Source organism: Kaistia sp. MMO-174, assembly GCF_037147815.1.
In the GTDB taxonomy this organism is placed as follows: domain Bacteria; phylum Pseudomonadota; class Alphaproteobacteria; order Rhizobiales; family Kaistiaceae; genus Kaistia; species Kaistia nematophila.
The window spans coordinates 984,165-1,008,203 of record NZ_JBBCUO010000001.1; the positions used below are offsets into that span (position 1 = coordinate 984,165).

At 67.9% G+C, this 24,039-nt stretch carries 22 protein-coding genes; 12 read left to right on the top strand and 10 right to left on the bottom strand.

The genetic code is table 11. The features are described 5' to 3' along the window. Nucleotides 1-3 precede the first annotated feature (3 nt). Nucleotides 4-1,221, top strand: coding sequence for a glycosyltransferase (locus WFK98_RS04380; protein WP_336799388.1), 1,218 nt, complete (start codon nt 4-6; stop codon nt 1,219-1,221). A 44-nt stretch (nt 1,222-1,265) separates the two neighbouring features. Here WFK98_RS04380 and WFK98_RS04385 read toward each other — a convergent pair whose 3' ends face one another. The 3 genes from WFK98_RS04385 to WFK98_RS04395 form a co-directional block, all read right to left on the bottom strand. Beyond that, nucleotides 1,266-1,835: a serine O-acetyltransferase gene (locus WFK98_RS04385; protein WP_336799389.1), complete on the bottom strand. Its 570-nt coding sequence runs from the start codon at nt 1,833-1,835 to the stop codon at nt 1,266-1,268. Nucleotides 1,836-1,987: 152 nt separating this feature from the next. Next, nucleotides 1,988-4,291, bottom strand: a complete 2,304-nt coding sequence (locus WFK98_RS04390) for a putative bifunctional diguanylate cyclase/phosphodiesterase (RefSeq protein ID WP_336799390.1) — start codon at nt 4,289-4,291, stop codon at nt 1,988-1,990. A gap of 305 nt (nt 4,292-4,596) precedes the next feature. Continuing rightward, nucleotides 4,597-4,797, bottom strand: coding sequence for a hypothetical protein (locus WFK98_RS04395; protein ID WP_336799391.1), 201 nt, complete (start codon nt 4,795-4,797; stop codon nt 4,597-4,599). Between the two features lie 558 nt (nt 4,798-5,355). Between WFK98_RS04395 and xylB the strand changes: the two genes are divergently transcribed. Then, the gene (gene xylB / locus WFK98_RS04400; protein ID WP_336799392.1) at nt 5,356-6,828 is read left to right on the top strand and encodes a xylulokinase; all 1,473 of its coding nucleotides are present in this window, start codon (nt 5,356-5,358) and stop codon (nt 6,826-6,828) included. Here xylB and WFK98_RS04405 read toward each other — a convergent pair. After that, nucleotides 6,792-7,631, bottom strand: a complete 840-nt coding sequence (locus WFK98_RS04405; RefSeq protein WP_336799393.1) for an AraC family transcriptional regulator — start codon at nt 7,629-7,631, stop codon at nt 6,792-6,794. The two genes, xylB and WFK98_RS04405, sit on opposite strands and share 37 nt — an antisense overlap. Before the next feature lie 81 nt (nt 7,632-7,712). Between WFK98_RS04405 and WFK98_RS04410 the strand changes: the two genes are divergently transcribed. From WFK98_RS04410 to WFK98_RS04445, 8 genes are all read left to right on the top strand, one after another. Then, nucleotides 7,713-7,994: a hypothetical protein gene (locus tag WFK98_RS04410; protein WP_336799394.1), complete on the top strand. Its 282-nt coding sequence runs from the start codon at nt 7,713-7,715 to the stop codon at nt 7,992-7,994. Nucleotides 7,995-8,110: 116 nt separating this feature from the next. Next, nucleotides 8,111-8,392 (top strand): hypothetical protein, encoded by a 282-nt coding sequence (locus WFK98_RS04415; RefSeq protein WP_336799395.1) that lies wholly within the window; start codon nt 8,111-8,113, stop codon nt 8,390-8,392. A gap of 168 nt (nt 8,393-8,560) precedes the next feature. Next, nucleotides 8,561-9,826, top strand: coding sequence for an ROK family transcriptional regulator (locus WFK98_RS04420; RefSeq protein ID WP_336799396.1), 1,266 nt, complete (start codon nt 8,561-8,563; stop codon nt 9,824-9,826). Nucleotides 9,827-9,914: 88 nt separating this feature from the next. After that, complete coding sequence (locus WFK98_RS04425) at nt 9,915-10,913, top strand: sugar ABC transporter substrate-binding protein (RefSeq protein WP_336799597.1); 999 nt, start codon at nt 9,915-9,917, stop codon at nt 10,911-10,913. An 80-nt stretch (nt 10,914-10,993) separates the two neighbouring features. Beyond that, nucleotides 10,994-12,112 (top strand): ABC transporter permease, encoded by a 1,119-nt coding sequence (locus WFK98_RS04430; RefSeq protein ID WP_266339920.1) that lies wholly within the window; start codon nt 10,994-10,996, stop codon nt 12,110-12,112. After that, a complete protein-coding gene (locus tag WFK98_RS04435) occupies nt 12,109-12,903 on the top strand; it encodes an ATP-binding cassette domain-containing protein (RefSeq protein ID WP_266339921.1) in 795 nt (264 codons plus the stop codon). The genes WFK98_RS04430 and WFK98_RS04435 overlap by 4 nt, the downstream gene beginning before the upstream one ends. 66 nt (nt 12,904-12,969) lie before the next feature. Next, on the top strand, nt 12,970-15,159 hold the full coding sequence (locus tag WFK98_RS04440) for a CHASE2 domain-containing protein (RefSeq protein ID WP_336799397.1): 2,190 nt from the start codon (nt 12,970-12,972) through the stop codon (nt 15,157-15,159). Between the two features lie 91 nt (nt 15,160-15,250). Next, nucleotides 15,251-15,640, top strand: coding sequence for a DUF3307 domain-containing protein (locus tag WFK98_RS04445; RefSeq protein ID WP_266339923.1), 390 nt, complete (start codon nt 15,251-15,253; stop codon nt 15,638-15,640). Nucleotides 15,641-15,814: 174 nt separating this feature from the next. Here the strand turns inward: WFK98_RS04445 and WFK98_RS04450 are convergent, their stop codons facing one another. Next, entirely contained in the window at nt 15,815-16,972 is a 1,158-nt protein-coding gene (locus WFK98_RS04450) for a porin family protein (protein WP_266339924.1), read from the bottom strand. Between the two features lie 238 nt (nt 16,973-17,210). Between WFK98_RS04450 and WFK98_RS04455 the strand changes: the two genes are divergently transcribed. After that, a complete protein-coding gene (locus WFK98_RS04455; protein WP_266339925.1) occupies nt 17,211-17,999 on the top strand; it encodes a FecR family protein in 789 nt (262 codons plus the stop codon). A gap of 66 nt (nt 18,000-18,065) precedes the next feature. Here the strand turns inward: WFK98_RS04455 and WFK98_RS04460 are convergent, their stop codons facing one another. The 5 genes from WFK98_RS04460 to WFK98_RS04480 form a co-directional block, all read right to left on the bottom strand. After that, complete coding sequence (locus WFK98_RS04460) at nt 18,066-18,572, bottom strand: Crp/Fnr family transcriptional regulator (protein WP_266339926.1); 507 nt, start codon at nt 18,570-18,572, stop codon at nt 18,066-18,068. Between the two features lie 74 nt (nt 18,573-18,646). Further along, on the bottom strand, nt 18,647-19,951 hold the full coding sequence (locus WFK98_RS04465) for a TonB family protein (protein WP_336799398.1): 1,305 nt from the start codon (nt 19,949-19,951) through the stop codon (nt 18,647-18,649). Nucleotides 19,952-19,979: 28 nt separating this feature from the next. Further along, nucleotides 19,980-20,432, bottom strand: coding sequence for a hypothetical protein (locus tag WFK98_RS04470; protein WP_336799399.1), 453 nt, complete (start codon nt 20,430-20,432; stop codon nt 19,980-19,982). Nucleotides 20,433-20,544: 112 nt separating this feature from the next. Then, nucleotides 20,545-21,030 carry an iron-responsive transcriptional regulator RirA gene (gene rirA / locus WFK98_RS04475; protein WP_266339929.1) on the bottom strand — a complete coding sequence of 162 codons (486 nt, stop codon included), beginning with the start codon at nt 21,028-21,030 and terminating at the stop codon, nt 20,545-20,547. A 264-nt stretch (nt 21,031-21,294) separates the two neighbouring features. Continuing rightward, the gene (locus WFK98_RS04480) at nt 21,295-22,389 is read right to left on the bottom strand and encodes an ABC transporter ATP-binding protein (RefSeq protein WP_336799400.1); all 1,095 of its coding nucleotides are present in this window, start codon (nt 22,387-22,389) and stop codon (nt 21,295-21,297) included. 476 nt (nt 22,390-22,865) lie between these two features. Here WFK98_RS04480 and WFK98_RS04485 point away from each other — a divergent pair, with 476 nt between their 5' ends. After that, nucleotides 22,866-24,005 (top strand): efflux RND transporter periplasmic adaptor subunit, encoded by a 1,140-nt coding sequence (locus WFK98_RS04485; RefSeq protein WP_336799401.1) that lies wholly within the window; start codon nt 22,866-22,868, stop codon nt 24,003-24,005. Nucleotides 24,006-24,039: the final 34 nt, after the last annotated feature.

Sequence of the window (24,039 nt, forward strand, 5' to 3'; positions counted from 1 at the left end):
GCGATGCGGATCCTCGTCATCGCCGCGCTCTATCCCCCCGATGGCCGCGGCGGCGCCGAGAATTCCGCCGCCAACTTCACTGCCTGGCTCGCCGGTCGCGGCCATGAGATGGCGGTGCTGACGACGGCGTCCTCACGCGCGGAGGAAATGCACGGCGAGATCGTGGATGGCGTCCGGATCTGGCGGTTGCGCACCGCGCATCTCTATCCCGCCCGCGACGCGCCGGTCGCCGCCGCATGGAAGAAGCCGATCTGGCATGTGCAGGACCATGTCGATCCGCGCAACCGCCGCCTGGTCGCCGGCGTGCTGGACGCCTTCCGGCCGGATTTCGTCAACATCCACTTCGTGCAGGGCCTCGGCTACAACACGCTCGCCGATATCGCGGCGCGGGATCTGCCGACTCTCTTCGTCCTGCATGATCTCGGCCTTGCCTGCATGCGGATGTCGATGTTTCGAGATGGCGCCAGTTGCGCCCGGCCTTGCCTCGGCTGCCGCGTATCGAGCCGCTACAAGGCGGCGCTGGTCGGCCGTCTCGGGCGGATCGGTTTCTCGTCGCCTTCGGTGGCCAATCTCGCGGCGCTCTCCGCGCTGTTCCCGCTGGCGCGTTACCCGCATGTGAGCATCCCCAATCCAAACCTCTATCCGTCGCCGGCGCGGCAATGGCAGAAGGCGGACCGTCTGCGTCTGCTCTATGTGGGCCGGCTGCATCGCAGCAAGGGCGTGGCGGACCTGCTCGATGCGGTGGCCGAACTCGCTGGCGCGCATCCGGTTTCGTTGTCGGTCGTCGGCGACGGCCCGGAAGGCGAGGCGCTGCGCCGTCGCTATCCGGATGCGGGCTGGCTGCGCTTCCACGGCCACGTGCCGGAAGCCGCGGTGGGGGAATGGATGGGTGAAGCCGATCTGCTCTGCGTGCCGTCGCTCTGGCGGGAGAACTGGCCGGGCGTCGCGGTGCGTGCGCTGGAGATGGGGCTGCCGGTGCTCGCCAGCCGGGTGGGCGGCTTGCCGGAACTGATCGAGCCGGGCGTCACCGGCGACCTGCTGCCGCCGGGCGACCGCGCGGCCTGGGTCGGCGCGTTGCGACGCCTGCTGGCCGATCCGACGGAGCTGGCCGGGTGGCGGCGGAGCGCCGCGGCGCGGCGCGGGCGTTTCGACCAGGACGAACTCGGCGAACGGTTGCTTGCCTTTATGGCAAGGATCGCCGGCCGCCCCATCGAGGCTTGAGCCCAGGTTCACGCGGACCGGGATTCACTTCGCGCGAAAGCGCTCTAGGCCGTCGGCGCGAGGATGCGGGCCGGGATGCCGACGGCCGTGTGGCCGGCGGGCACGTCGGCGAGCACCACCGCATTGGCGCCAACGGAGACATGGTCGCCGAGCCGGATCGCGCCCAGGATCTTGGCGCCGGCTCCGAGCCGGCAATGGTCGCCGACGGTCGGCTCGCCGGCGATATCGGGATCGCGCCGGCCGAGCGTCACCTGTTGGAAGATCGAGGCGTGGCTGCCGACCCGCGCGCCGCTGCCGATGACGATGCCGGTCGGGTGCGGCATGTAGAGGCCGCCGCCGAAGCTGGCGCCGGTCGCGATGTGGCACCCCGTCCCGATCGTCGTCGCATACCAGAGCAGGCGGCGCAGCGGCCGGCCGACGAGCGGCACGCCGCCGAGAGTCTCCTGCAGCCGCAGCGACAGCGCCAGCTGGAAGCCGGGTTCGAGAAGGACGAGGCGAAGCGCCAGCCGGAAATCGGCCCGGCGGCCGGCGGCCCGCGCCCACGCCTCGAAATCCTGCCGCATCCGGCTGGAGGGCGTGCCGGCGAGGGCGGCGGGTGGCGCGGTGGAGGTCATGAGCGATCGCGGGGCCCGGCGCATCGCCCTGGCGCCCGGCGCGAAACGAGCCGGCATTCGGTATTCCGTCGCGACATGCGTGCCCCCGCATGGCCAGGCGGCCGGAAGTCTGGACCGGAAACGCGCCGGCGGCAATGCCGGATGATGGCGGCTCAGCCGAGCGAGCTGCGGCGGAGCGCCGGCACGGGGTAGCTGAAGTCGCGGATGAAAGCGGGAATGTCGGCGCCGGCCATCGGCTCGGCGATCAGGTAGCCCTGGATGATCGAGCAGTTCAGCGCCGTGACGGCGTCGAGCTGGGAGTGCGTTTCGACGCCCTCGGCGATGATGGCGAGGTCGAGCGCACCGGCGAGCTCGATGATCGAGCGCACGATCGCGCGCGTTTTCGGGTCGTGCTCGAGGTCGCGGATGAAGGAACGGTCGATCTTCAGGCTGCTGACCGGCAGGCTGCGCAGGTGACTGAGCGAGGCGTAGCCGGTGCCGAAATCGTCGAGCGCCAGCGAAAAGCCGAGCCGGCGCAGGTCGCTGAGCGTCGAGGCGATGCGTTCGGCATCACGCGACAGGATCGTCGTCTCGGTCATCTCGACGATGAGCTGCGCGCTCGTCAGGCCATGCAGGTTCACACGCGCATGCAGATCCTCGGCGAAGCCGGGATTGCGCAGGTCGAACGCCGTGACGTTCATGTTGACGCGGGTGGTCAGGCCATTCTTCTGCCAGGCGGCGAGGTCGGCGATGACGCTGCGGATCATCGTCTGGGTCAGCGCCTGGGCGATGTCGGGTTCGTCGAAGGTCTCGGCGAAGGTTGACGGCAGTAGCATGCCGTGGTCGGGATGCAGCCAGCGCGCCAGCGCCTCGAAGCCGACCAGCTTGCCGCTGCGTATGTCGAGCAGCGGCTGGTAGAAGGGAGCGATCTGGCCGGCGTCGAGCGCCTGGCGCAGCGCCTTGAGCAGGCTGAAGCGCCGTTCGGCGTCGTCGCGCATCGACGGCGTGAAGAAGACGGTGCGACCCCGGCCGGCCCGCTTGGAGCGATAGACGGCGATGTCGGCGTCCGACATCAGCTCGCTCGACGTGCGGCCATCGGCCGGGAAGATGGCGACGCCGGCGCTCAGGCTGATCGGCACGTCCTGCTGCTTGACCGTGAAGGGCCGGGCGACCGCCTCCATCATCCGCTTGACGGCGGCGGCGGCGTCCTGGGTGTCCTGCGCGTTGGTGAGCACGACGGCGAACTCGTCGCCGCCGAGGCGGCCGATCACGTCGGACTTGCGGATCGTGCTGCGCAGCCGGTTCGACACCTCGCGCAGCACCATGTCGCCCGCGTCGTGGCCGAGGCTGTCGTTGATGTCCTTGAAATGGTCGAGATCGATGATGCAGAGCGCGGCCCGGCGCTTCGCCCGCTTCATCTGCTTCAGCTTTTCCTCGAAGCGCTGTTCGAAATAGCTGCGGTTGGGCAGGCCGGTCAGCCCGTCATGATGGGCCAGGTGGACCAGCTCGGCCTCCAGCGCCCGGTTGCGGGTGATCTCCTCGCGCAGCTCGTTGGTGGTGCGTTCGAGCGAGGCGTAGCTCGCCATCAGGTCGATCGCGCGCGCCTCCAGCAGCTCGTTCGCCTGCAGCAGCTCGTTGTGCTGCTGGTCGATGGCGCGGGTCGCCGCCAGCGTCGGCCCGATGTCGACATCGGTGACGGTCAGTCCCTCGCCATGCGGGGCGAGGCGAAGCTGGCGCTCGACGATCTTGCCGTTTTCGGGGTAGCTCGCGTCGAAGACATCGAGCAGCTGGCTGTTCACGGAGCGGATGAAGCGGTCGAGCAGCCCGTCCCTAGCGGCGAAGGGCCAGATTTCCAGCAGCCGCGCCCCGACCAGCTCGTCGGGCGGGATCTTCAGGCGCCGGGCTGCTTCCGCATTGGCGGCGTTGATCGAGAAATCGACGACCTGGCCGTCGCCGTCGCGAATGGCCTGGAAGACGGTGATCGCGTCGGCGCTGACGTTGAAGACGGAGCGCAGGACATTGGTGGCATCCTCGCGCGGGCGGATATAGCAGAGCAGGCAATCGTCGCCGTCGGAGCGGACGGGCAGGATCAGGCGCTCGGTGATGCCGACCGTCGTCGCGCCGACATTGTCGTGCAGCGCCAGCCCGGGCCGACCGGACTGCAGGACCTGGAAATAGGTAGAGCGGAACGAACGCGCGCCGGCATTCTCGATCTGCTCCAGCACCTTGCCATTGGGGTCGTGGCCGAACAGGGCGATGACGTTGCGGCCGACCCGCTCATAGATCAGCGTGTTGCCCGCGGCGCGCATCAGCATGGTGCGATCGGCGATGGGGCCGGCGAGGGCGACCTCGAAGTGGCGCAGATCAGGGATGCCGCTCCCCTGTGCCGATATCCACGCGGCATAGAGATCGCGAACGTCGCTGAAATCGGTCGTCTGCTCGATATCGTCCGAATGGACGTCCACGTAGCTTGTCAAGCCGGAGGCCTTCCCAGGTCTGCACCTCGCTGAAAGCTATCGGAGCCTGTCTTTATAACCGATTAAGTGGTGCTACCACCCGCAGTGATTGTGGCGATTTCCTGTTCGTCGGCAGTAGTATTTTCGCTGCGTCCCTGTCGAAAAGTCGCAAGAGGATGTCGGCGCCCAGCTCACAAGGCTGAATGCGCCGCGATTTCGCCGGTTCCCTGCTGGTGGCCTATCCAGGAAAAAAGGGTGTGCAAAAAGCATCGCCGAAGCGTCGCAGCGACTGGAGACTGCGGCGCTTCGGGGCCGTGGGGCGGCGGCTACGACGCCTGGATGGAGGTGCTGGCCGGCATCCGGCGGATCTTGCGGGCGGCCCGTTCGGCCGCGACGGCATCGGCAAAGACTTGCCCTTCGAGGGTTGCAAACGTGCCCTCGAGGGCGTGGAACGCAAAGGACCTGCCGGACCGGATCAGGATGCCGGCTGCCTCGTCATCGATCTCGATGATGTAGTTGTCGAACACCGAAGTTCTCCTTTCGCCGCCTGGAATCCTGCCATGCAAGATCCGGGCCGCGATCTCTCTTCATTCTTGGCGCTAGCGCCGCGCCGAGGCCTAGCCCCGGTGCGCACCAATGTCGGAAGTCAGGGGGAGTTCCGGCGACAGCGAAAAAAATCGTGCTGTGCGAGTGGCTTACGTAGGGACGCTGCCGTATTTGGCATCGGAGACCTCCTTGTCGGAATCCAGAGCCACGAACCGCTTCGTGACGCTTTAGCGTTTGGTGTCGCGGCGCAAGCTGCTTCTCAAATCACCGCGGCATCGCATCGGATGCGACGTCCATATGGGGCCGACAGCCCGGCTTCTACCAGCCATGCGTTTCCTTTTTTTGACAGTCGGCGAGGATGCCGTTCCGGTCCCGTGCGAAGGAAGGGAATCAGGCGGAAATCCCGGCCTCGCGCCGCCCTGCGCGCGGCGGTGGACGACGCGGCGGCTGGGGGCCGGCGGCCGTCCGGCGCGGCGGGAGATTGACAAGGCCGCCGTCTTGCAAGCTCTTGGGCGCAGCGCCGCGGACGGGGGGAACACATGGCCAGCTATATCGGCATCGACATCGGCACATCGGCAGTGAAGGCGCTTCTCGTCGACGAGCGCCAGACCGTGCTGGCGGAAACGGACGTCGCGCTTCCGATCTCGCGGCCGCACCCGCTCTGGTCCGAACAGGATCCGGAGGATTGGTGGCGCGCGACGGAATCCGCGCTCGCCGCGCTGAAGGCGGCGGCTCCGGCGGCCTATGCCGCGACGACGGCGATCGGCCTTTCGGGGCAGATGCATGGCGCCGTGCTCATGGACAAGGCAGATCGCGTGCTGCGGCCGGCCATCCTCTGGAACGACGGCCGCAGCCATGCCGAATGCGCGGCGCTCGAGCATCGCGTACCGGATCTCGGCCGCATCGCCGGCGTGCCGGCCATGCCCGGCTTCACCGCGCCGAAGCTGCTCTGGGTGGCGCGGCACGAGCCGGAGCTGTTCGCCGACGTCGCCCATGTGCTGCTGCCGAAGGATTATGTCCGCTTCCGCCTGACCGGCGCCTATGTCTCGGAGATGTCGGACGCGGCCGGCACGCTCTGGCTCGACGAGGCGGAGCGGCGCTGGTCGCCCGAGATCGTCGCAGCGACCGGCCTCGATCCCGCCGTGATGCCGCGCCTGGTCGAAGGCTCCGCCGCCGCCGGCACGCTGTCGCCGGCCGCCGCCACGGCGCTCGGGCTGAACGCCAGGGTGATCGTCGCGGGCGGGGCGGGAGATGCGGCCGCCGGCGGCATCGGCATCGGCGCCGTCGACGAGGGCGACGCCTTCATCTCGCTCGGCACGTCGGGCCAGTATTTCGTCGTCAACGAGACCTACCGGCCCTATCCGGCCGCCTATGTCCACACCTTCGCCCATGCCCTGCCGGGGCGCTGGTTCCAGATGGCGGCGATGCTGAACGGCGCCAGCGCGCTCGCCTGGGCGGCGCAACTGGTGGGCGAGGCCGACATCGGCAAGCTGCTCGCCCGCGTCGAGGCGGAGCCGGCGGGAAACAGCGACCTGCTGTTCCTGCCCTATCTCGCCGGCGAGCGCACGCCGCACAACGATCCCTATGCGCGCGGCGTCTTCTTCGGCCTGACGCCGGCGACGGGGACGACGGACCTGATCCGCGCCGTCCTCGAGGGCGTCGCCTTCTCGTTTGCCGATGCGCAGTCGGCGCTCGCCACCGCCGGCACGAGGCCGACGCGGATGGGCGCGATCGGCGGCGGCGCCAAGAGCCCGCTCTGGATGAAGATGTTCGCGGACGTACTGGGCGTGCAGATCGTGCTGCACGAGGGCGGCGCCAAGGGGCCGGCCTTCGGCGCGGCGCGCCTCGCGATCCTGGCGGCCGGGGGCGGCAGCGTCGCCTCGGTCTGCACGGCGCCGCCGATCCACGCGACGATCGATCCCGATCCCGCGGCGACGGCGCGCTACGCCGAGAAGATCGAGCGCTTCCGCCGTCTCTACAAGGTGCTGCGCCCGGAATTCGCGCCGCGCTGAGGCGTCGCGCCGGGGCGGGCGGCGGCGAAGTAGCGGGCGGGCGTGACGCCGAGCTCGCGCCGGAACATGGCGATGAACGCGCTCAGGCTGTCATAGCCGACGTCGAGCGCGACATGGGTGATCGGGCTGCCCGCCGCGATCAGCTCCAGCGCGCGGATCAGGCAGGCGCGCTGCCGCCAGGCGGAAAAGCTCATGCCCGTCTCGTCGATGAAGCGGCGGGTCAGGGTTCTGGGCGCGATCCCCGCCCAGGCGCCCCAGCCGGCGAGGTCGGTCTTGGCGGCGGGGGCGTCGGCGATGGCGCGCGCGATCCGATGCGCGCGCGGGTCGCGGGGGAGCGGCAGGCTCAGCGGCATCGGCGCCAGCGCGGCGATCTCGTCGAGGATGACGCGGGCGAGGTTGATCTGCGGCCGGCCCAGGTCCCGCTTCTCCGGCCAGTGCGCCGCCTTCAGCACCGCCTGTTTCAGGAACGGCGACAGCGCCCCGACCAGCACCGTATCCGGCAGCCCGGCGCAGGCGCCCGGCGCGACATAGGCGGTCCAGCCGGCGAACGGCCCATGCGAGCGCGCGCCATGCGGCACGCCGGGCGGAATCCAGATCGCGTAGTCCGGCGGCACGACGAAGTTCGCCGTCTCGCTCATCAGCGACAGCAGGCCGGCATGCGAGCCGAACAGCTGGCCGCGCGCATGCTGGTGCTGGCCCGCATGCACGGGAACGCCGCGCGTGTCGGCGACGGCATAGAGCAGCGGACCATCCTCGGCATGCAGGAGGTCGAGCTCGATCGGCGAGGGCAGTTTGGCGTCCACGCGACAAAACTTGGCACGATCCCGCAAGCCACGCCAGATCGCGCGGCGTAGATCTCCGGCATCGCAGAACGGAGACCCCTCATGCGTGCAGAAGACATCCTCCCCGACGAGGTCGATACCGGCGAATTCGCCGGCACGGTGATCCGCAAGGGCACCGTCGCGGCCTTCCTCGCCAACGCCGCGACGTTCTCGGATCCGGGCGCCTCCTCGGCCGCCCGCGCGATCGCCGAGTATCACATCCTCGAAGCCGTGCCGGCGCTGCAGGCACTCGGCCTGTTCGCCGTCATGGAGGTTCGGGATCCGAACCTTCGCCACTGGATCGCGGACTGGACGGGAGCGGGGCGGGGGGAACGAGGATGCTGAATTGCGACGCGTTTCCGCTGGTCTATGTCGAGGCGCCTGACCACCACGCCCCGGCGCCGGGCGAGCCGTCCTGGCAGGAGGCGCTGGAGGCGCTGCTGGGCCGGAACCAACCCTTCGTGATCATCTTCGACGCGCCGGAAAAGGACGATCACGAGGAGACGCAGGAGGAGCGGCGCGAGAAGGCGATCTGGTTCAAGCGGAACCGCGCCCGTCTGACCTCGCTCTGTGCCGGCGCCATGGTGATCGAGAGCCGCGGACCGGCGCCGCTGCCGATCCGCCTGGCCGCGCAAGCTGTCGGCAAGGCGATCGGAGTCGAATTCAGGTTTGTCGGAGACGATAAGGCTGCCAGAGAAGAAGCCACCATTATTCTGGCTGAAAAGATCCGGAATTGGGACTGATGGTGGTCAGGCCGGCAAGAAATCGAGACCTTGCAGCGCCGCAATCCGGGGATTTTTCCTGCCGCGCTGCAAGGTCGAATGGCGCTTGACTTGCTTGCCGTTACGACAATTAACTGCACCAGATTGAATTAATAAGCGACCGGCAAGGTTCGATCTGGGAGGCAGGCTTTGGAGAGGCCCGGCATCCGCCGCGGAAGCAATTCCGCGCAGCTGCGCCGCTATAACGAGCGGCTCGTCCTGCAGCGGCTTCGCCGTGCGGGCGAAGCCTCCAAGGCCGATCTGGCTCGCGCCGCCGACCTCACCAACACGGCCATCGGCGGCATCATCCGCAAGCTCGACGACCTCGGACTGATCGAGGAAGTCGGCAAGCGCCATGATGGCGGCCGCGGCCAGCCGGCGACGATGCTGCGGCTCAATCCGGCCGGCGCCTATGGCATCGGCGTCCGGCTCGACCGCCGCTCGATCGAGACGATCCTGATCGATTTCGACGGCACGCCGCTGGCGCGCCGCGCCTATGACATGGTGCTGCCGGAGCCGGAGGAGGCGCTTTCCATGGTGGCGGGCGACGTCCGCGCCCTGCTCGACCGCCTGGCGCCGCCGGCGCGCGAGCGCTTTGCCGGCATCGGGCTGGCGCTTCCCTACAATCTCGGCGCCTGGCTGCGCCGGCTCGACCTGCCGCCGGAGATCTTCCGCCGCTGGGACCATTTCGATTTCGCCGCCGGGCTGGAGGAGGCGACCGGGCTTCCCGTCTTCAGCGAGAACGACGGCAACGCCGCCGCCATCGCCGAGTTGTTCTACGGCCTCGGCCGCAGCGTCGACGACTTCCTCTATCTGTTCATCGGTCCGGCGATCGGCGGCGGCATCGTGGTCAAGGGCGATTGCCTGCGCGGCAGCACCGGCAATGCCGGCGACGTCGCCGTGATCGCGGTCGCGCCCGGCCGGCTCGGCTCGTCGCCCAAGTCGGAGGACGGGCGGGAGCTTCTGATCACCCGCGCCTCGCTCAACGCGCTCGGCCGGCATCTGCAGGCGAACGGCGTCGCCGTGGCGTCGCCGGCCGACATGCAGGCCGCCTTCGCCGCCGGCCATCCGGCGGTGCTGGAATGGATCGACGACGCGGTCGAGGCGCTGGCGCCGGCGATCTGGTCGGCGATCGCTCTGCTCGACGTGCCGCTGATCGTGGTCGACGCCGACATCGATGGCGGCCTGGTCGACGCGCTGATCCGGCGGCTCGACGTCGCGCTCGACGAGCATGCGCCCGAGGCGCGACGTCCGCCGCGCATCCTGCATGGCACGCTCGGCCGCGATGCCGGCGCCATCGGCGCGGCGACCCTGCCGATGTTCTTCAATTTCTCGCCCCGCGCCTCGATCCTGACGCGCGACGACGAGGACAGCGAATTCGAGACCGGCCCGGCGCGCTTTGCCGGTCTCACATGAGATTCTCGGGAGGGACCGGGAGCGTCGCGGAGAAGCTGGTCGCTTCGCAGGCGCAGAACATAAATCGGCCAGGGAGGAACGGACCATGTTGAAGAAGCTTATGCTTGCCGCCAGCATCCTGGCGATGTCGGCGGCGCCTGTGCTGGCCGACGAGGTCATCGGCCTGATCACCAAGACCGAGACGAACCCCTTCTTCGTCAAGATGCGCGAAGGCGCGCAGGCCAAGGCGAAGGAGCTCGGCGTCACGCTGATCACCGCCGCCGGCAAGTATGACGGCGACAATGACGGCCAGGTCGCGGCGATCGAGAACCTGATCGCCGCCGGCGCCAAGGGCTTCGCGATCGTCCCGTCGGACTCGAAGGCGATCGTGCCGACCATCCAGAAGGCGCGCGACGCGGGCCTGAAGGTGATCGTGCTCGACACGCCGCTCGATCCGATGAACGCCGCCGACGCCACCTTCGCCACCGACAACCGCAAGGCCGGCGAGCTGATCGGCCAGTGGGCCAAGGGCACGCTGGGCGACAAGGCCAAGGACGCGAGGATCGTCTTCCTCGATCTCGCTACCAACCAGCCGACCGTCGACTTCCTGCGCGACCAGGGCTTCATGGCCGGCTTCGGCATCGACGTGAAGGACCCGAACAGGTACGGCGACGAGGACGATCCGCGCATCTGCACGCACGAGATCAGCCAGGGCGACCAGGAGAAGGGTCGTACCGCGATGGAGAACGCGCTGCAGAAATGCCCGGACGTGAACGTCGTCTACACGATCAACGAGCCGGCGGCCGCCGGTGCGTGGGAAGCGCTGAAGGCGGTCGGCAAGGATGACGGCAGCGTGCTGCTGGTCTCGATCGACGGTGGCTGCCCGGGCGTCAAGAACGTGCAGGCCGGCACGCTCGGCGCCACCTCGCAGCAATACCCGCTGAAGATGGCGGCGATGGCGCTCGAGGCGATCCATTCCGGCAAGATCCCGGACATCGACCCGAAGATGGGCTTCCTCGACACCGGCGCCCAGCTGATCACCGCCAAGCCGGTGGACGGCGTGCCGTCGATCTCGGTTGAAGAGGGCCTGAAGCTCTGCTGGGGCTGATCCCGGCGCGGCTGATTTCATTGTGATCCCGTGGGAGCGCTCCGGCGCTCCCACGAACAGGCGTCGGGGAGGACGGCCTCATGAGTGATAATGCAACCGGTTCGGCGGCGGCCGAGCGCGGCCTGTCCCAGGAACAGGGCGGCGTTGCGAGCTTCGAGGACCCGGATCGCGGCCTCATCCGGCGGATGCAGGAATTCCTGCACCGCTATCCGACAAGCATTCCCTTCATCGTCCTGCTGATCGGCATCGTCATCTTCTCGTTCGCCGCGCCCGGCAAGTTCCTGGCGCCGTTCAATTTTTCGCTGATCCTGCAGCAGGTGACGATCATCGCGATCCTCGGCGTCGCGCAGACGCTGGTGATCCTGACGGCCGGCATCGACCTCTCGGTCGGCGTCATCATGATCCTCGCCTCGGTGGTGATGGGGCGCACCGCCGTCGTCTATGGCGTGCCGGTCGAGATCGCCTTTCCGCTCGGCCTGCTGGCCGGCCTCGCCTGCGGCTTCCTGAACGGCATCATCGTCACCAAGCTGCGCCTGCCGCCCTTCATCGTGACGCTCGGCACCTGGAGCATCTTCGGCGCGCTCAATGTCTGGTATTCGAAGAGCGAGACGATCCGACAGGCCGACATGCAGGAGGCCGCGCCCTTCCTGCAATGGACCGGCACGATCATCAAACCCTACAGCTTCTTCGCCGACACGCTCGGGCTCGATCTCGGCTTCCTGAAGGGTTGGGTGCTGAATTACGGCTCGATCGTCATGCTGATCGTCGCCGCGGTCATCTGGTACGTGTTGAACAAGACGGCGTTTGGTCGCCACGTCTACGCCTCGGGCGATGATCCCGACGCCGCGCGGCTCGCCGGCATCAACACGGACCGCACGCTGATCGCCGTCTATTCGCTCGCCGGCTTTATTTGCGCCATCGCCGCCTGGGTCCTGATCGGCCGCATCGGCGGCGTCAGCCCTCAGGCCGGCCAGACCGCCAACCTCGACAGCATCACCGCCGTGGTGATCGGTGGCACCAGCCTGTTCGGCGGTCGCGGCTCGATCGTCGGCACGCTCGTCGGGGCGCTGATCGTCGGCGTCTTCCGCAACGGCCTGGCGCTCTCCGGCCTCGAACTGCTCTGGCAGGATTTCGCCGTCGGCGTGCTGATCATCGTCGCCGTCACCATCGACCAGTGGATCCGGAAGATTTCGTCATGAGCGCCGACACCCCGTCCGTCGAACCCGCCCTCAAGGCCCGCGCGCTCAACAAGCGCTATGGCCGCGTCGTCGCCCTCGACAATGCCGATTTCGACCTGATGCCGAACGAGATCCTCGCAGTGATCGGCGACAACGGCGCCGGCAAGTCGACGCTGATCAAGGCGCTGACCGGCGCCGTCACGCCCGATCACGGCGAGATCTGGCTGAACGGCCAGCCGGTCGCGTTCCGCAGCCCGATCGAGGCGCGCAATCTGGGCATCGAGACGGTGTACCAGAACCTCGCTTTGTCGCCGGCGCTGTCGATCGCCGACAACATGTTCCTCGGTCGCGAGAAGCGGCGCGAGGACTTCTTCGGCCGGCTGTTCCGCACCCTCGACAAGTCGCACATGCAGAAGGTGGCGCGCCAGAAGCTGACCGAACTCGGCCTGCTCACGATCCAGAACATCAACCAGCCGGTCGAGACGCTCTCGGGCGGCCAGCGCCAGGGTGTCGCCGTGGCGCGCGCCGCCGCCTTCGGCAGTCGGGTGGTGATCATGGACGAGCCGACGGCGGCGCTTGGCGTCAAGGAGTCGCGAAAAGTGCTGGAGACGATCCTGCGCCTGAAGGAACGCGGCCTGCCGATCGTGCTGATCAGCCACAACATGCCGCATGTCTTCGAGGTGGCCGATCGCATCCACATTCACCGCCTTGGCAAGCGGGTCGCCGTCATCAATCCGAAACGGCACACCATGTCGGACGCGGTGGCTATCATGACGGGCGCCATGGCGCCACCGGCGGACGAGGCTGCCTGATCGGGGCGATTTCCGTTCGCGCCGGCTTCGGCTATCGTCCCGATCCGCGAGCGCGAACGGATTCTCATGCGATTCCTGGGCAGGCCCGTCTATTACCTGGCTGTAGCGGTCTTCCTGGCCGGCGCCGCGCTGCTGCGCGTCGCGGATCCGTTTCCCGTCCAGGCCATCCGGCTGCTCGCCTTTGATCTCTACCAGCGCATGGCGCCGGCCGAGGCGCTGCCGGAACATCCCGTGCTGATCGTCGATATCGACGAGGCGTCGCTGAAGGCGGTCGGGCAATGGCCCTGGCCGCGCACGGTGCTGGCGGATCTCGCGCGCAAGCTGGCGGAGGCGGGCGCGGCCTCGATCGCCTTCGATGTGCTGTTCTCCGAGCCGGACCAGAGCTCGCCGGAGGAGGCGGTGAAGCGCCTGCCGCCGGAGCAGGCGACGCTGGTCGCCGCCTCGATCGGCGATGCGCCGACCCATGATCGCGTCTTTGCCGACGCGCTCGCGGCGACACCTTCCGTGCTCGGCCTGTCGCTTTCGGGCAGCGGCGCGCCGCTGCCGCCGCTCAAGGCCGGCTTCGCCACTGCCGGCGACGATCCGCGCCCCTTCATCGCGAATTTTGCCGGCGCGATCGCCAACGTGCCGGTGCTGGACGAGGCGGCGAAGGGTATCGGCTCGATCAACTGGCTGCAGGATCGCGACCAGATCGTCCGCCGCGTGCCGCTGGTGTTCCGGGTCGGCGATGCGCTGGTGCCGTCGCTCGCGGCCGAGGCGCTGCGCGTCGCTCAGGACGCCGGCTCCTATATCCTCAAGGGATCGAACGCCAGCGGCGAGGCCGCGTTTGGCCGCGAGACCGGGCTCAACCATGTGCGGATCGGCGCGCTGGTGGTGCCGACGGACGCCGATGGCGCGATCTGGCTGCGCTTCCGCCCGAGCGATCCGGAAGGCTTCGTCTCGGCCAAGGACGTGCTCGACGGCAGCATCCCCGCGCATCTGATGGAAGGCCGGATCGCCCTGGTGGGCACCTCGGCGGCGGGGCTGCTCGACCTGCGCGCCACCCCGCTCGATTCCGCCGTGCCGGGCGTCGAGATCCATGCCCAGGTGATCGAGCATATCCTGACTGGCCGTTCGCTGACCCGCCCGGATTTTTCAAGCGGCGTGGAGATTGCCGTCATCGTCGGGCTCGGCCTGCTGCTGGCGCTGATCCTGCCGCATGTCTCCGCCGTCGCCGCCGCGATTCTCGGAGCGCTCGCCGTCGGCGGCATCCTGGTCGGCGGTTTCCTTGCCTATCTCCGGCTCGGACTGCTCTTCGATCCGTTCTACCCGGCGCTCGCCATCATACTTCTGGTGATCGGGTCGGTGCTCTACACCTTCCGCCAGGCCGAGCGCGCCCGCGCCGGCATCCGCCGCGCCTTCCAGCATTACGTGGCGCCGGCGGTGGTCGACGAGATCATCGCCGATCCCTCGCGGCTGGAGCTCGGCGGCGAGATGCGCGAGCTGACGCTGCTCTTCTGCGACGTGCGCAACTTCACCACGCTCGCCGAGGGGATGAGCGCGACCGAGCTGACCGGCTTCATCAACGAGCTGATGGCGCCGCTCTCCGAGATCATCCTCAACCATCGCGGCACGATCGACAAATATATGGGCGACGCGGTCATGGCGTTCTGGAACGCGCCGCTCGACGATCCCGATCATGCGCGCCACGCGCTGGAAGCGGCCGAGGCGATGATGGCGGCGATGGCGGGGCTGAACGCCGGCTGGCAGCGCGCCGCCGCCGAACGCGGCCGCGCCATGCCGGAGGTCCGGATCGGCATCGGCATCAATACCGGCGCCTGCTGCGTCGGCAATCTCGGCACGGCGCAGCGCTTCGACTATTCGGCGATCGGCGACGAGGTGAACATCGCCAGCCGGCTCGAGCAGCTGACCAAGGATTACGGTCTCGGCATCATCGTCGGCGAGGCGACGGCGCGGGCGGCGGGGAAGGTGGGGCTGGTCGAGATCGACCGCATCCAGGTGCGCGGCCGCAGCGGCATAAGCCGCATCTTCACGCTGGCGCCGCCAGACGCGGAACCCGATTTCGCCGAGGCGCAGCGCGCCTTCGCCGCGGCGCTGCCCGAGCTCGATCCGTCCATCTGGCGGAGCGCGCTCTACCGTGCAAAATCCGCCGCGCCGGCTCGCTTTGCCGGCTATTATCATTTTATGCTGGAGCGCCTTTCGGCACGCGGCGTCTTCGAGGGGCAATCGGCGCCGCACATCACCATCGACCTGTGACGGCCGTCACATTCCACCTGCTTTCGTTCTGCCAGATTCGACCCTGCAGCCGGCTCGGAGAGGGAGGCCGGCAGCATTTCGGAGGACCGTGTTGATCGATCCTACGCTCGCACCGATCGCCGCATCGGCGGTGCTTCAGGTCAAGCATGTCGTCTGCGACTATTTCCTGCAGACGACGAACCAGATCCGCAACAAAGGCCTTTACGGCCACCCGGCCGGCTTGGCCCATGCCGGCATCCACGCGCTCGGCTCGATACCGGTCTTCCTGATCTATCCGACGCGCCTGCCGGTCGCGCTCCTGATCCTGGCGCTCGAATTCGTCGCCCACTACCACATCGACTGGCTGAAGAACGATATCGGCAGCCGCTTCGGCTGGGAGCCGAAGGACAAGCAGTACTGGTGGGCGATGGGCCTCGACCAGCTGGCGCACCAGGCGACCTACCTCGCCATGATCCTGGCGCTGGTTCTGGTCAATCGATAGGGCGGAGCAGGGGGCGCTTCTTCTCACCTCTCCCTGAGGGAGAGGTCGACGGCCGTAGGCCGGCGGGTGAGGGTTCACGGCCTCACCGGATCGTTCCCTAAACCCTCAACCGGCTCTTCGAGCCGACCTCTCCCTCAGGGAGAGGTGAGGGGAGTGGAACGTACCATTCACGCCTCAGAACCGCGTGACGACCCGCGCCGTGACGATGTGGTTGCCGAAGTCGCGTTCCTCGTCGTTCGACTGGTTCCACTGGAAGCGGTAGTCGAGCGCGAGGTCGGACTGCATGCCGAAGGCGCGGTTGAACACGGCGCTCACGAGCGGCTCGATCAGTACGTCGTCGCGCTTCTCGCCGTCCGGCGTGTAGAGATGGTCGTAGAGCGTCTGGGTGAAGTCGACGCCGCCGCCCAGCGTCAGCCAGTCGGCCACCTGGTTGAAATATTCGAACCGCGCGCCCCAGGAGACATAATCGCCCGGCTTGATGTCGTTCGGCCCGAAGACGCTGTTCGAGATGTCGACGCCGCCGATGCCGCTCCAGCGCGCATGCGGCGTGATGACCAGCGTGTCGTCGGGGTCGACGACCTGGGGAATGGCCCAGCGCCAGACGAAATCGGCGTAGAAGCCGTCGGTCGAGACCGAGTCCTCGTTGAAGCTGCGATAGCCGGCGCGCAGTCGCGCCAGCTGGTAGGCGCCCTGCAGGTAGCCTTCGAACTGCAGGCCGGCGATCGCCTCGGAATAGTAATAGGCGTTGTCGAGCGACGAGACGCCGCCGCCGATGAACGGGTTGATCGAGATCACGGTGCCGACCGGCAGGATCGGGCCGGTGACGCCGCCGAGATAGCCCCAGTCCAGCTCGCTGACATCGCCGAAATATTCCGCGTTGCCGAGCAGCAGGGTGCGCCAGCGCGTGTCGCCGATCCGGCGCTCGTCCTCGATCCGGCCGGCGGCATAGGCCTTGAGCGAGCTCTCGAGATCGGTGTTGCGCTGCAGCGGATTGCTCTCATAGCCGAAGCCGGCCTCGAGCGTGATCAGCGTGGTGTCGGGCTGCAGCTGGCGGCGGATGCGCACCAGCGCGGCGAGCGCCTCTTCATTGTTGGGATCGTAGAGCAGCACGCGCTCATACGTCGCCAGCGCCTTGCGCGGCTGGCCTACCGCCTCGGCGAGACGGGCATATTCCATGTTGGCGGCGGCATTCGTCGGGTCCGCCAGGACGCGCTTATAGGCCTCGCTGAGCGCGATCGCCTGGTCGCGATCAACCGCTGCGGCTTTCTCGCCGCAAACCCCGACCCATACTGCGCTGGCGACGAGTGCGACCGCCAGAAGACTGTGCTTCATGATCGGAGCCCCCGACTAACAAGCTTAACGCAGAGTAAGTTTGCCCGTGGCCCGCCGCAACTGCTCACCATCCCTCCGCCGGAAATTGCTGCGGAGCGGTGCAGATCGGCAACGCCTTCGGCAAAATCCGCGTTTCCGTTACGGGAAGCGGGGCGGCGCGGAACGCCGGCCTTGGTTTGTCGGGTGGCCGGTGTCAAAGTCGGGCAACGTCACGTGATCCCAGGCAGGGAGGCTCATCATGCGAATCGGCCGTCTCTTCACGACTGCTGCGGCAGGTGCGGCGCTCTGGATGCTGGCCGCGATGCCGGGTCTCGCCGCGGAACAGATGATCGGCCGCGCGGGCGCGATCCACAACAAGGTAGAGGGCGTCGTGCGCGGCGCCGCGAGGCCGCTCGCCGTCAGCGACCCGATCGTGCTCGACCAGCAGGTCCGCACCGGCGCGGATTCGACGGCGCAGCTCCTGTTCCTCGACGAGACCAGCCTGAATGTCGGGCCGGGCTCCGACGTCACGCTCGACCGCTTCGTCTACGACCCGGGCCGCTCGAAGAACGACATCGCGCTCCGGGCCACCAAGGGCATCTTCCGCTTCGTTTCCGGCTCGTCGGATCCGCGCAGCTATCATCTGAAGACTCCGGTGGCGACGATCGGCGTGCGTGGAACGATCTATGACGGCATCGTCGGGCCGAACGAGTCGGTCATCGTGCTGGTCGAGGGCAAGCTGGTGATCACGCTTCCCGATGGCCGCGAGGTGACGCTCGACCGTCCCGGCAAGGCGCTGCGCATCCATAAGGGTGGCCGCATCGAGGGGCCGCTGACCTGGGACGGCTCGCTGATCCGCGTCACCGGCGTCGTGCCCTATCCGCTCTACGGCGACAGCTTCCTGCCTTATCCGGAGAAGCTGCGCGCCCAGGATGGCGGCCGCAACGACATCGTCAACGACCTGAACAACCGGATCCAGAACAGCGGTCCGCCGCCCTGCGGCGACTATGCCTGTTGCGGTCAGTCCCCGACCCATTGCGGCGACTGACGCTGCGGGTCGGGCAGGGCGGCCCGGCGGGAGCCGGTCGCCGTCGCCGGCTCCGCTGAACCAAGATCAGCCGCGGCCGAAGAGCCGCCGCATCGCGCCGGCGATCTCGTCGGTGCGAACGCCCAGAATGCGGCTTGCGTGCTCGTCATCGGCGATCTCGTCGAGCTCCGCCCGCCGCTTGGCGAGGAACGCGCCGAAGCGGTCGACGAGTTCCGGCGAATGGGTGAGCACGGTTTCCAGCGCCACCTTGGTGATCTCGACGACGCGGGTCGGCTCCATCGCCGTGACGGTGGCGGCGCGGCGCGCGCCGGTCATCAGCGACATCTCGCCGAAGATGTCGCCCGGCCCGAGCATGGCGACCTCGCGATTGGGATGGCGGGCGCCGGCGACGGTGACGTCCACCTTGCCGCTGACGATGATGAACATGGACGAACCGAAATCGCCCTCGGTCATCAGCACGCGGTCCTTGCCGACGTCATAGACCTTGCTGCGAGCGGCAAGGTCCTGAAGCTGCCGGTCCGAGAGGACATCGGCGAAAAGCGTGGTCCGGGCCAGAACGTCGCGCGCTTCCATGGAAGACCGTCTCCGTTGTCGGCGGAGTGTGGGTCCAGGCGCGCCTCACCGTCAAGATCCAGGTAGGAGAGGGCTTAGCGGCCGATGTTGAAGACGATCGGCACGTTGATTTCGAGCTGCGGCATGCCGGCCGGCATGGGCGGGAAGGGGGATGCGCGGCGCACCGCCGAAAGGGCGGCTTCGTCCAGCATCGGATTGCCGGCGCTGCTCGCCAGCACGATGTTCCTGGCGGCGCCCGAGGGCGTGATCGTGAAGCTGACCTGGGCGCGCCCGGTTATTCCGAGCCGCTTCGCCTTGCTCGGCATCTGGGTCGAGCGCTGGATCTTGGCCCGCACCTTTCCCTTGTAGTTCGAGTTGGCGGCGGCGCCGGATCCGGCCTCGCGCGAGCGTCCCATGCCGCTGTCGCGAGCGGGGCTGTCATTGCTGGCGACGGCGGCGCCGCGCGCGCTCTCGAACTCGGAATTGCCGCGGCTCGGCGCTTCGGCCTTACGCTTCCTGTCGGCCTTCTCCGCCTTTTCGCGCGGCGGCTTGCGGGTCGGCTCGGCCTTCTCGGCGATCTTCTTCTGGACCGGCTTGGGCGCAACCTTCTGCGCCTCGACCGGCTTCGGCTCGGCAGCTTCCTCGACCGGCTTGGCCTCGACGGGCTTCACGTCGACAGGCTTGGCTTCGGGAAGGGGAGCCATCTCCTGCGGCACTACCTCTTCGATCGCGGCGGAAGCCGCCGGCTTGACCGCGGTGACCAGCGCGGTCTGGATCGGTCTCTCGGCCGGCGTCTCCACCGGCTTGGCCTCGACGGTCGGCGCCTCGGCGGCGGTCACCGTCTCGGGCTGGGCGCTGGCGGCGGCCGGCGTCACGGCGGCGGTGTCCGGCGTGGTCGGCGCGACATTCGAGAGCGTCTCGGTCGGGACGATCTCGCTGACTTCGGTCACGGAGGCGGCCGCGAGGTCGCTTTCGATCGGGGTGGCGGAGATGTCGGCGGCGAGCGCCGGCGCCAGGCTGCTGACCGACAACTCGACGGGCGTCGCTTCCGCGACGGCGACTGCCTCGACCGCGGCGGAAGCCGCCGGCGCGACGGCGGGCGTCGCCTCCTGCACGGGTTCCGATTCGGTGGTCGAGAGGGACAGCGCCGCCATTTCCGACGTCTCTGTCGCCGGGGCGATTTCGGTGTCGAAGGCTGTCTTCAGCTCTTCGCTGGTCAGTTCCTCGAACTCGACATCCGTACCGATGATGGCGTCGATCGAGCCCTCGACCGAACTGCCGGCGCCCGAACCGGCTTCGGCCACCTCGTTGGGATCCGGCGTGAAGGCCGCCACCACGGCGCCATGCGCCGCAATCGACAGAACCAATGCCCAAGCCCAGGAAGCGCGCCGCACGCCCATGATCTATCCTCGCCGCGTCACGCCGCCATCAATTGTCGAACTTGATATCGGAGCGCGTCGAGACCTTGATGCTGTCGGCGCAGGCGGCGGGGGTGAGCTCGGCGCCTTTGCATTCCTTGACGTCGTTGACGAGGATGCGGGCGATAGACGGGCACTCGGTCCCGGGGATGTCGAACTGGCGGACGCGGCTCTTGCCGGCCGGCACCTTGGCGCTGCGGACGACGACGAAGCGGTTGACCCGGCCGTCCTTCTCGAACAGCACCAGTTCGAGCGCCATGTCGTCGATGCCGGTGGCGAGGCCGTTGTCGAAGACGAAGCTCAGCCGGCAGGCCTTGTCGTTGGCCTCGGCGCCGTTGAGCTCGATCGCGATGGCGCGGGAGGCTTCTTGCGCCTGCGCCACGGAGACCGCCGTCATCAGGATCACCGCCACGCCGGCTGCGCCGAGAAGTCCGGCCTGCTTGCTTCCACTCAAAACTGCCATGTTCCACCCCGTCATCCGAAGGAAGCCGGCAAGCCATGGAAAGTTGGTCGCCGCATGAGCAGCTATTAAAATATGATGCTGGAAGTCAACTATAAATTGACGGCCGCGTCTATCAGGAAGGCTGATGCGCGAAGGACGTGGCGGCGATCGGGTGCATCGTGTCGTGGCTGAGGTCGAGCAGACCGCGCAGCTGGCCGCGATCCTTGGCGACGTCGGCGATGGTGTAGCTGTCGAGCACGGCGAAGAAGGCGCGCAGCGCCTCGGCCAGGATCTTGTTCACGCCGCAGGAATCGACCAGCGGGCAATCGCGGTTGGTCGTGTCGAAGCAGTCGGTCAGGAAGAAATTGCTCTCCGTCGCGCGCACGACCTCGCCGATCGAGATGGTGTTGGCCGGCTTGGCGAGGCGGATGCCGCCATTGCGGCCGCGAATCGTCTCGATGAACCCGCTCTCGACGAGCACGTGCATGATCTTGAAGAGATGCAGCTCGGAGATGCTGTAGGTCGCGGCGATGTCCTTGATCCGGCTGTTATTGCCCGGGTTGGCGGCGCAATAGAGCAGGATGCGGATGGAATAGCTGGTCTGCTGGGTCAGGCGCATGGCGTCCCTCTTTTACCCCCGATCGAGCACGCGCGCCGGAATCGGTCGCAGTTCGAGCGGTCTTCAATACCTTCTCATTAAAGTCTTGTTTTCCAGACTTCAACCGAGTCGAGTCTTTCCGCCGCGTCGGGTGCGGCCGAATCCGCCCGTCCGACGGGCCGGGCGCGAGAAAAGGAAAAGCCCGGAAGGCGCGCTTCCGGGCTTCTGGGGCTGCAATGCAGCGTCTGTGTCAGGCCGTGGAAGGGCAGGCGCCCTTCGCGGACCTTAGATCAGCGAACCGTTGACGATGGCCTTGCCCGACTTGTCGAACAGGTGAACCGTCTCCGGAGCGACGATGATGCGAACCTTGTCGCCCGAACGTTGCGCGGCGAGGCCGTCCGCCTTGACGATGGTCGGCTCGGCGCCTTCGACGTCGACATAGAGCATGGTTTCGCCGCCGAGATGCTCGGAGAGCGAGACGGTGCCCGGGATGCCGCCGGTCTCGCCCGGGGCGATCGTCAGATGCTCAGGACGGACGCCGAGGGTCATCGGGCCGGGGGTGACGGTGGCGCCGCGGGTCGGGATCGCCAGCGTCGAGCCGCCCGGCAGGGCGACGATCGCCGAGCCGCCGGTCACTTCGGTGACGTTGACGTTGAACAGGTTCATCTTCGGCGAGCCGATGAAGGTGGCGACGAAGAGGTTGTTCGGGCGGTGATAGAGCTCGAGCGGCGAGCCGACCTGCTCGATGCGGCCGGCGCTGAGCACGACGATCTTGTCGGCCATGGTCATGGCTTCGACCTGATCGTGCGTGACGTAGATCATCGTCGCCTTGAGGTCGTTGTGCAGCTTCGAGATCTCGATGCGCATCTGCACGCGCAGCGCGGCGTCGAGGTTCGACAGCGGCTCGTCGAACAGGAAGACGTCGGGCTCGCGCACGATGGCGCGGCCGATGGCGACGCGCTGGCGCTGACCGCCGGAGAGCTGGGCCGGACGGCGCTGCAGCAGCTCCGTCAGGTGCAACATCTTGGCTGCCTTCTCGGTGCGGGCCTGGATCTCGGACTTCGGCATCTTCGCCATCTTCATGCCGAAGCCGATGTTCTCGGCGACGGTCATGTGGGGGTAGAGGGCGTAGGACTGGAACACCATCGAAACGCCGCGCTCGGCCGGGGCCAGGCGGGTAACGTCCCGGTCGCCGATGCGGACGGTGCCATCGGTCGTGCCTTCGAGCCCGGCGATCAGACGCAGAAGCGTCGACTTGCCACAACCCGACGGACCGACGAACACGCAGAATTCGCCGTCCTTCACCTCGAGATCGACGCCGCGGATGATCGCAACTTCACCGAACGACTTCTGAACTTCGCGCAACGTCAGACTTGCCATTAACAAACCTCCATGATGGCACGCAAACAGGCGCGGCCGATTGCGCGGCCGACAATCCCGCCAGCAGGATCCTTCCTCCGGTGCTACCGTCCACGATCCCGGCGCTTGAGTAAAGTCCCGAAATGCAGCAATGGCGCGGCGGAGCGCCGATCCGGCCGATCCCGGGTTGCGCGCCGTGCGGCTCTGATGCCTCCGGTTGGGCGGCGAATGCGGCAGGCCGCGCCCCGGCGGGGCGATTGGCACGGTCGAACCGCCGTCCTCCGCCGCGTGGGCGCGCTTTCGTAAGCTGTCACAGAACTGTTGATATACCAGCGATCTTCCTTCGGATCGTCGCCGTGGGGCTGGCGCGGCGCCGCGGCGGCGCGGATCCCCCGCGAGGACGGTCCGGATGCGCGTCGTCTTTTTTGCTGCGCCGCGACGGAAGTCATTCGCTGCCGCGTTCAAGTTCCGAACGGGCCTCATGCATCGGACCAACCATGCCGCTTTGGAAACAAATCCTGCTCTGTCTTGTCGTCGCGGTCCTCGCGGCCGGAGGCTGGTACGCCTTCCAGCATCGCGAATCATCCGCTGGCGGAGCGAGCGCATCTTCCGGCGGAAGTGGCGGCGGTGGTGGCCGCGGCCTCGGCGGTCCGACGCTGGTGGTGACCGAGGCGGTCGAGAGCCAGGTCGAGAACGACCAGGTCCGCTCGGTCGGCACGGTGAAGGTGCCGCGCTCGATCAAGATCTACCCGCAGGTCTCGGCCGTCGTGAACGAGGTCCTGTTCAAGGCCGGCGACAAGGTGGTCAAGGACCAGCCGCTGGTCCGGCTCGATGATTCCGATCAGCGCGTGGCGCTCGATCTCGCCAATGTCGCGTTGAAGGACGCCCGGTCGGCGCTCGATCGCGCCCAGAAGCTCTCCGCCAGCCGCAATCTCGCGCTTTCCGCGCTGGAGGATGCGCAGTCGGTCGAGCGCAAGGCGCAGATCGCGGTTCTCGGCGCCCAGATCGCGCTCGACCGCCGGACCATCACCGCGCCCTTCGACGGCGTCGTCGGCTTGAGCGATCTCGCTGTCGGCGATTTCATCACCTCTTCCACCGTCGTGACGACGCTCGACGACGTGTCGACGCTGATGGTCACCTTCCTGGTGCCGGAGCGTTACGCCGGTCGTGTTGCCGAAGGGCAGGCGGTGACGGCGACAGCGGCCAGCAAGCCGGATGCGACGATCTCCGGCAAGGTGACCTCGATCGACACACGCATCGATCCGACCGCGCGCACCCTGAAGGTCGAGGCGGAGCTCGACGCGGCCGCCGCCGGCGCCATCGGCGTCAAGCCCGGCATGTCGGTCGTCGTCGCGCTCGGCTTCGAGGGCCAGCCGCGCGTGGCGGTCTCGGCGCTGTCGATCCAGTGGGATCGCACCGGCTCCTATGTCTGGGCGGTCGTCGACGACGTCGCCAAGCGGCTGCCGATCTCGGTGCTCGAGCGGCAGAGCGGCCGGGTGCTGGTTTCCGGCGACCTGAAGGCCGGCGACAGGGTCGTCGTCGAGGGCCTGCAGCGGCTTCGCGAGGGGGCGAAGGTTGCCGAGTTCGCCACCGCCGCCACGGGCTCCAAGGCGCCCGCCACCGCGACGGGGGGCTAAGCATGCGCACGGACGCTCCCGACGCCTCGAAAGA